3 protein-coding genes and 2 pseudogenes are annotated in these 7,312 nt (G+C 72.9%); 3 read left to right on the plus strand and 2 right to left on the minus strand.

Annotated features, from left to right (window positions below; all coding sequences use genetic code 11):
• Window positions 1-115: 115 nt before the first annotated feature.
• Window positions 116-2,217 (plus strand): annotated as a pseudogene (glgB, locus tag JM949_RS31615) (1,4-alpha-glucan branching protein GlgB).
• A 92-nt stretch (window positions 2,218-2,309) separates the two neighbouring features.
• Here glgB and JM949_RS31620 read toward each other — a convergent pair.
• Window positions 2,310-3,263 (minus strand): cyclase family protein, encoded by a 954-nt coding sequence (locus JM949_RS31620; protein WP_238434243.1) that lies wholly within the window; start codon window positions 3,261-3,263, stop codon window positions 2,310-2,312.
• 156 nt (window positions 3,264-3,419) lie between these two features.
• Window positions 3,420-4,460 carry an App1 family protein gene (locus JM949_RS31625; RefSeq protein WP_203151765.1) on the minus strand — a complete coding sequence of 347 codons (1,041 nt, stop codon included), beginning with the start codon at window positions 4,458-4,460 and terminating at the stop codon, window positions 3,420-3,422.
• Window positions 4,461-4,544: 84 nt separating this feature from the next.
• Here JM949_RS31625 and JM949_RS31630 point away from each other — a divergent pair.
• Together JM949_RS31630 and yaaA are read left to right on the plus strand one after the other, a co-directional pair.
• Window positions 4,545-6,201: pseudogene (locus tag JM949_RS31630) on the plus strand (ArnT family glycosyltransferase).
• 65 nt (window positions 6,202-6,266) lie between these two features.
• Window positions 6,267-7,064 (plus strand): peroxide stress protein YaaA, encoded by a 798-nt coding sequence (yaaA, locus tag JM949_RS31635; protein ID WP_203151767.1) that lies wholly within the window; start codon window positions 6,267-6,269, stop codon window positions 7,062-7,064.
• Window positions 7,065-7,312: the final 248 nt, after the last annotated feature.

The following is a 7,312-nucleotide window of genomic DNA, read 5'->3' on the forward strand; positions in this document are numbered from 1 at the left end:
CGGCCCGGTGCCGACCCCGCCGCGCCGGCCGGGCCCGGTGCCGACTCCCGCCGCGCCGGTCGCCCGCCAGCCAATCCGCCCCGGCACCAACCGATGCCGCACCGAAGGACGCCCGATGGACCAGCTGATCTCCGGCGCGACGCACGACCCGCACGCGCTGCTCGGCGCGCACCCCGCCGACTCCTCGACGACGATCCGCACGCTGCGCCGGGGCGCCGGTGACGTCGTGCTGCTCGTCGACGACGAGCGCACCCGATGAAGCGGGTGCACGACGTGGGCGTCTTCGAGGCCCAGGTCGAGGGCGTCGTGCTCGACTACCGGGTGGAGGTCGACGGCGTCGCGCACGACGACCCGTACCGTTACCCGCCGACCCTGGGTGAGCTGGACCTGCACCTGATTCGCGAGGGCCGGCACGAGCGGCTGTGGGAGGCGCTCGGCGCCCGGGTCTTCGACGAGGGGGTCGCATTCCGGGTCTGGGCGCCCAACGCCCAGGGCGTCCGGGTGATCGGTGACTTCACCGGCTGGGCCCCCGACGACGGCTGGCCGATGCGGTCACTCGGTTCCAGCGGAGTGTGGGAGCTGTTCGTGCCCAACGCCCGGGTCGGGGCCCGCTACAAGTACCGGGTGCTGGGCGCCGACGGGCAGTGGCGGGACAAGGCCGACCCCCTCGCCGCGTACGCCGAGGTGCCGCCGGCCACCGCCTCGGTGGTGCACCACTCGACGTACCGGTGGTCCGACGCGGACTGGCTGGCCCGGCGGGCCGAGCGGCAGCCGCACCAGGAGCCGATGAGCGTCTACGAGGTGCACCTCGGCTCGTGGCGGCCCGGCCTGGGCTACCGCGAGCTGGCCGAGCAGCTCACCGCGTACGTCACCGAGTTGGGCTTCACGCACGTGGAGTTCCTGCCGGTGATGGAGCACCCGTTCGGCGGCTCCTGGGGCTACCAGGTGACCGGCTACTACGCGCCGACCTCCCGCTTCGGCGACCCGGACGAACTCCGCTACCTGGTGGACCGGCTGCACGAGGCCGGCATCGGGGTGATCCTGGACTGGGTGCCCGCGCACTTCCCCAAGGACGAGTGGGCCCTGGCCCGCTTCGACGGCACCCCGCTCTACGAGCACCCCGACCCGCGGCGCGGCGAACACCCCGACTGGGGCACGTACGTCTTCGACTTCGGCCGCAACGAGGTGCGCAACTTCCTGGTCGCCAACGCGCTCTACTGGTGCGAGGAGTTCCACGTCGACGGGCTGCGGGTGGACGCCGTGGCCTCGATGCTCTACCTGGACTACTCCCGCGAGCACGGCCAGTGGGCGCCCAACCAGTACGGCGGCCGGGAGAACCTGGAGGCCATCGCGTTCCTCCAGGAGGTGAACGCGACGGTCTACAAGCACCACGCCGGGGTCGTCATGATCGCCGAGGAGTCCACCGCGTGGCCGGGGGTCACCCGCCCCACCGCCGAGGGTGGGCTGGGCTTCGGGTTCAAGTGGAACATGGGCTGGATGCACGACACCCTGCTCTACACCTCGAAGGACCCGATCTACCGCCAGCACCACCACCACCAGCTCACCTTCTCCCTGGCGTACGCCTGGAGCGAGAACTACGTGCTGCCGATCAGCCACGACGAGGTGGTGCACGGCAAGGGCTCGCTGGCCGGCAAGATGCCCGGCGACACCTGGCAGCGGCTGGCGAACGTGCGGGCGCTGCTGGCGTACATGTGGGCGCACCCGGGCAAGCAGTTGCTCTTCATGGGCTCCGAGCTGGCAGACGACCGGGAGTGGAGCGAGGAGCGCGGCCTCGACTGGTACCTCTTGCACGACCCGGCCCGCGCCGGCGTGCAGCGGCTCGTCGGTGACCTCAACCGGGTCTACCGGGGCACCCCGGCGCTCTGGGCACAGGACACCGAACCGGCCGGATTCCGCTGGATCGCCGGTGACGACGTCGCCAACAACACCGTGTCGTTCGTCCGGATCGCCCCGGACGGCTCGACCCTGGTCTGCGTGGCGAACTTCTCCGCCCAGCCCCTGCACGACTACCGGATCGGCCTACCGGCCGGCGGCACCTGGACCGAGGTGCTCAACACCGACGCGCAGCACTACGGCGGGTCCGGGGTGGGCAACCTGGGCGAGGTACGCGCCGAGGACGTGCCGTGGCACGGGATGGTGGCGTCGGCGGCGCTCCAGGTCCCGCCGCTGGGCGTCGTCTGGCTCCGCCGGGGCTGACCCGCGCCACCACCGACATCGAACGTTCCCGGGAGGCGATCGGCTCCCGGGGCCCGAGTCAGCACTGTCGGTCGCCCTCCCAGTCCCTGCGGTCAGAATGTGGCGATCGGGTTGACCGGGCTGCCGGACGTGCCGGCGAAGCGGACCGGTGCGACTGCGAGGTGGAAGTCCCACTGCCCGAGCCCGGCAGCCGTTGCCGCGCACGCCTCCAGGTCGCAGTTGTCGAGCAGCCACAGACCCATCGCGACGAGACTCACCGCGTGCACCGGCATCAGCACGTCGTCGTACCCCGACGGCTGAACGTCCTGCGGTGTGTCGGCGCCGATCAGCGCGACGTCGCGTTCACGTAGCCACGGCAGGCAGGACGCGTGCCAGCCGGCCTGCGTGAAACCGCTGGCCTCGCCGGCCTCGTGCCGGACTCGGCCGTAGCCGGTGCGCAGAAGTACCGCGTCGCCGGGTCGCACCCGTACGCCCTGGCGACGCTCGGCCTCTTCGAGATCGTCGGGGAACACGCCCTGCCCCGGCTCCAACCACGGCACGTCGCGGGCCCCTGCCACGTCCAGCAGGACGCCCCGGGTGATGATGCCGTTCGCCGCCGCCGTGACGGCCGCCCAGGCCGATCCCGTTGCGGCCTCGACCAGCGAATGCGACCGCCCGTTGTACATGGTGCCGTCCCAGAAGATGTGGCACGGCGAGTCGATGTGGGTGAGGGTGTTGCCGTGGAACGTGATGCCGATCCGCTCGGACGAGAAACCCCAGCGCCGGTCGGCGTGGAAGGCGGGCGGCATGTTCTCGGCACCCGGCATGTCGGCGGCGCACGGGCACGTCGTGGTCGAGAGTTCCATGTCCTTCGGTACGGCGACCTCCCACGCGCAGGACACGCTCCTGCCGTGCCGCACGGCCCGCGCCGCCGCCAGCCGGACGTCGTCGGTGATGTGGTTCAGAGTGCCGAGCTGGTCTTCGTCACCCCACCGTCCCCAGTTGGACAGCGTGTCGAAGTATCCGAGCACGTCGTCCTGCGTGGGCATCGGTCGCCCTGCCGTCATCCCAGCATCGACTCCTCCGCGCGGTTCGGGACACCGCAGGTAGGGTAGCCCACCGCCGAACTGCCTCATCCAGCCCGCCACAGCGGCGGACCGGAAGGAACCGTAGCGTGGCGCGCCACGTACCGCTGCCCGCCGTCGTCCGGGCCGGCGGCACGCTCAGACCAGGCCGGCGTCGCGCAGCAGTTGCCAGAGGCCGGCGCCGTCCGGGGCGGAGAGCCACTTCTGCCCCACCGGCCCCGACGACGGCCGGCCGGCCGGCGCGGGCAGGCTACCGGCCAGCACCGACTGGGTCGGGGAGAGGCGGCGGATGGCCACCCCGGCGACGTTCTCCGGGTGGGCGGCGGCGAACTCCCGGTAGATCTCCTGGTCGTGCTGGCCGTCGTCACCGACCAGCAGCCACCGTACGTCGGGGAACTCCTTGGCCAGCCGGGCCAGGGTGGACCGCTTGTGTTCCATGCCGCTGCGGAACCAGCGGTCCGCGGTCGGGCCCCAGTCGGTGAGCAGCAGCGGTCCGGCCGGGTAGAGGTGCCGGGACAGGAACCGGGTCAGCGTGGGCGCCACGTTCCACGCGCCGGTGGAGAGGTAGAAGACCGGCGCACCGGGGTGCGCGGTCACCAGCCGCTCGTAGAGCACCGCCATGCCGGGCACCGCCGCGCGGGCGTGCTCGTCGAGCACGAACGTGTTCCACGCGGCGAGCAGCGGCCGGGGCAGCGCGGTGACCATCACCGTGTCGTCGATGTCGGAGAGGATGCCGAACTTGACCTCCGGGTCGAGGATGCGCACCGGCGCGTCCACCGGGTCGGCGTCCGGGACGCTGAGCCGGACCGAACCCCAGCCGGGCGGCAGGTCGGCCTCGACCAGCGTGTCCACGAAGCCGCTCCGGTCGGCCTGCGTCTCGTGCCGCACCTTACCGGCCTCGATGGTCACGGTGGCGTGCTTGTTGGGCAGCGTGGTGAAGCTGCGCCAGCCGCGGACCTTGTCCAACCGGCCCCGCTGGCGGGTGTCCGGACGGCCCAGCAGCACCCGGCACATCACCCGCACCCAGCCCGGCGCGCCGTAGCCGGTGTACGCGACGATGTTGACCCGCCAGCCGGTGCGCCGCAGCCGACGCTGGACGAGCTGGTGCACGGCGTCCTCGATGCGTGCGGCCCGGTGCAGGTGCGGTACGGCCAGTTGGCCGGCGGGAGTGGGTGGCACGCGCCAACCCTGCCACACGACGACAGCCACGGCCACGCGAGCCGGCCCCGGCTCAGCCGATCCACCTCGGCGGCCCGGCCGAACGTGAAACACTCCGGTCGGGACGACGACGGGGGCGTTGGTCGTGTCGCATCCAGAGCAGCACCGTGGGCGATGGCGTCCGCGACTCGACCGGCCGGCGCTCGTCGCGCTGCTGTTCGGGCTGGCCGGTGTCGGCTACCGACTGGTCCTGACGTTGTTCACGGTGCCGGTGTCGAACAGCGACGAGGCGACCTTCGGCCTCGCCGCGCTGCACATCGGGCAGGGTCGGGAACGTCCGGTCTTCCTCTACGGCCAGCACTACATGGGCATGCTGGAGTCGTACCTGGCGGCCCCCCTGGTGGCGGTGGCCGGGCCGAGCTGGCCGGTGCTGCGGCTGCCGATGCTCGTCCTGTACGCGGTCTTCCTCTATCTGATCTACCGGTTGACCCGTCGGCTCTGCGCGCCGTGGTTCGCGGTCTTCGTGGTGGGTCTGCTCGCGCTCGGGCCGGAGCGGGTGGTGCGCGACCAGCTCACCGTGGTCGGCGGCCGGCCGGAGGTGAAGCCGGCGGTGCTGCTGATGCTGCTGATCACGGTGGGGCTGGCCGCCGGCACGATCCGCCACCGGCGGCTCGCCGTCGCCCTCTTCGGCCTGCTCGTCGGGCTGGCCGTCTGGTCGGACTGGCTGATCCTGCCGTACCTGGCGGTGGCCGGGCTCGCCCTGGTCTGGGCGGTCCGACGGGAGCTGCTCGGCTGGTCCGGCCCGCTGCTGGTGGCGGGCGTCGTCGTCGGGGTCGCGCCGATGATCGTGGACAACCTGCGAGCCGGGCCCGGTGACGACTCGCTGTCGGTGTTCCGGCAGGTCAGCACCAAGGCAGGGCCGCTCCCACCGTGGTCCGAGCGGATCCGGGGTGGCCTGCTGGAGGGGGTGCCGCTGGCGCACGGGCTCTGCCCGGTGGACGGTTGCGGACGCTGGCAACAGTGGTTCGGCGTGCTCTATCCGGTGCTGCTGGTGGCCGGCGCGGCACTCGCGGTGCTCGCGTACCGACGCGCGGCCACGGCCCGCGGGGAGCGGGTCGGACCGGTCGTGCAGCTCGCCCTGCTCGCCGGCGCCGCGTTGACACTGCTGTCGTACGTGCGTAGCCCGCTCGCCGCGACCAGCCCGCTGGACAATGCCCGCTACCTGTCGGTGCTGCAACTGTCGCTGCCGGCGGTGCTCTGGCCGCTCTGGGTGGCGGCGGTGACGTCCTGGCGGGGCAGCCGCAGCGCGCTCGGGCGGTTCGCCGGCGCACTGTCCACCGCCGTGCTGGTCGCGCTGACCGCGACCACGCTGGTGGTCACCGTGCTCTTCGCGGCCACCGGCACCGCGGCCTCGCGCACCGAGGAGCGGCAGGCCCGGGAGTTGGCCGCCGCGCTCCGCGCCAACGGACCCCACCAGGTGTACGGGGACTACTGGACCTGCAATCGGTTGATCTTCAACACGGACGAGACGGTGATCTGCGGGGTGCTCGGCGGGGACCTGTTCCCCGGGCAGAACCGCTACCGGCCGTACTGGCGGCAGGTGGGGCGGGCCGAGCGGCCGGGCTACGTGGTGCGGGCCGACTCACCGATGGATCGCCGGCTGCGCCGAGCACTCGCCGACCGGGCCGACGGCGCGCTGGTCCGGGAGGTCGGCGGCTATCGCGTGTACCACCCCGACACCCCGGTGCGGCCCTGGCGGTAACCGCGGGTCGTACGCTGGCCGGGCCGGCGCGCGGGGCGCCGCCGTTCCGCCCGTCGAGGAGACCCATGCTCATCCTGCTGCCGCCCTCGGAGGGGAAGGCCGACGCCGGCACCGGACGGCGCTTCTCCCCGGACCGGCTCGCCCTGCCCGAGCTGAACCCGGCCCGCGAGCGGGTACTGGACGCGCTGGTGGCGTTGAGCGCCAGCCCGGACGAGCCGGCGGCCCGCGCGGCGCTCGGCCTCAGCGAGGGCCAGCGGGGCGAGCTACGGCGCAACGCCCGACTGCGGGAGGCGGCGACCGCGCCGGCCGAGCGGCTCTACACCGGGGTGCTCTACGAGGCACTGGAGTTGGCCACGTTGCCGACCGCCGCCCAACGGGCGGCACGCCGGTCGATCCTGATCAGTTCCGGGCTGTGGGGCGCGGTCCGCCTGGCCGACCGGATCCCCCCGTACCGCTGCCCGATCGGCGCGCGCCTGCCGGGAGTCGGGGCGCTGTCGGCGTACTGGCGCACCGAGTTGGCGTCGGCGATGGACGCCGCCGCCGGCCGGGGTCCCGTGCTGGACCTGCGCTCCGCCGCGTACGCAGCCACCTGGACGCCGCGCGGCGAGCTGGCCGAGCGGACCGTCACGGTACGGGTGCTGCACGAGCGGGAGGTCGACGGCGTGCCGGTCCGCTCGGTGGTCAGCCACTTCAACAAGGCGACCAAGGGGCGGCTGGTCCGTGACCTGCTCGTCGCCGGTGCCCGCCCGCGTACCGCCGGGCAGCTGGTCGGCACGCTGCGGGAGCTGAAGCACACGGTGGTGGAGCACGCCAGCGGCTCCGGCCGGGTGCGGCAGGTTGATCTGGTGGTCACCGACCTGTAGCGGCGCGACAGCCGCAAGATTTGCTCAAGGCTGGGCCGGAGCGGTTCCGTAACGACCGCACCTGGTCCACGGTAGGAGAACCCAGACTCCGACAAGGGAGCCTCCGTTGACCCGCGAACCCGCCCTGCTCGACCGGCCCCGGTCCCCGACTGCCCGTTCAGCGGAGTGTTCACGGTGACCACCGGGGCGCTGTTGCCGACCGTGACGACCACGCTCGCGGTGGCCGTCTTGCCGGTGCTGTCCCGGAC

Source organism: Micromonospora tarensis, assembly GCF_016803395.1.
GTDB lineage: Bacteria > Actinomycetota > Actinomycetes > Mycobacteriales > Micromonosporaceae > Micromonospora > Micromonospora tarensis.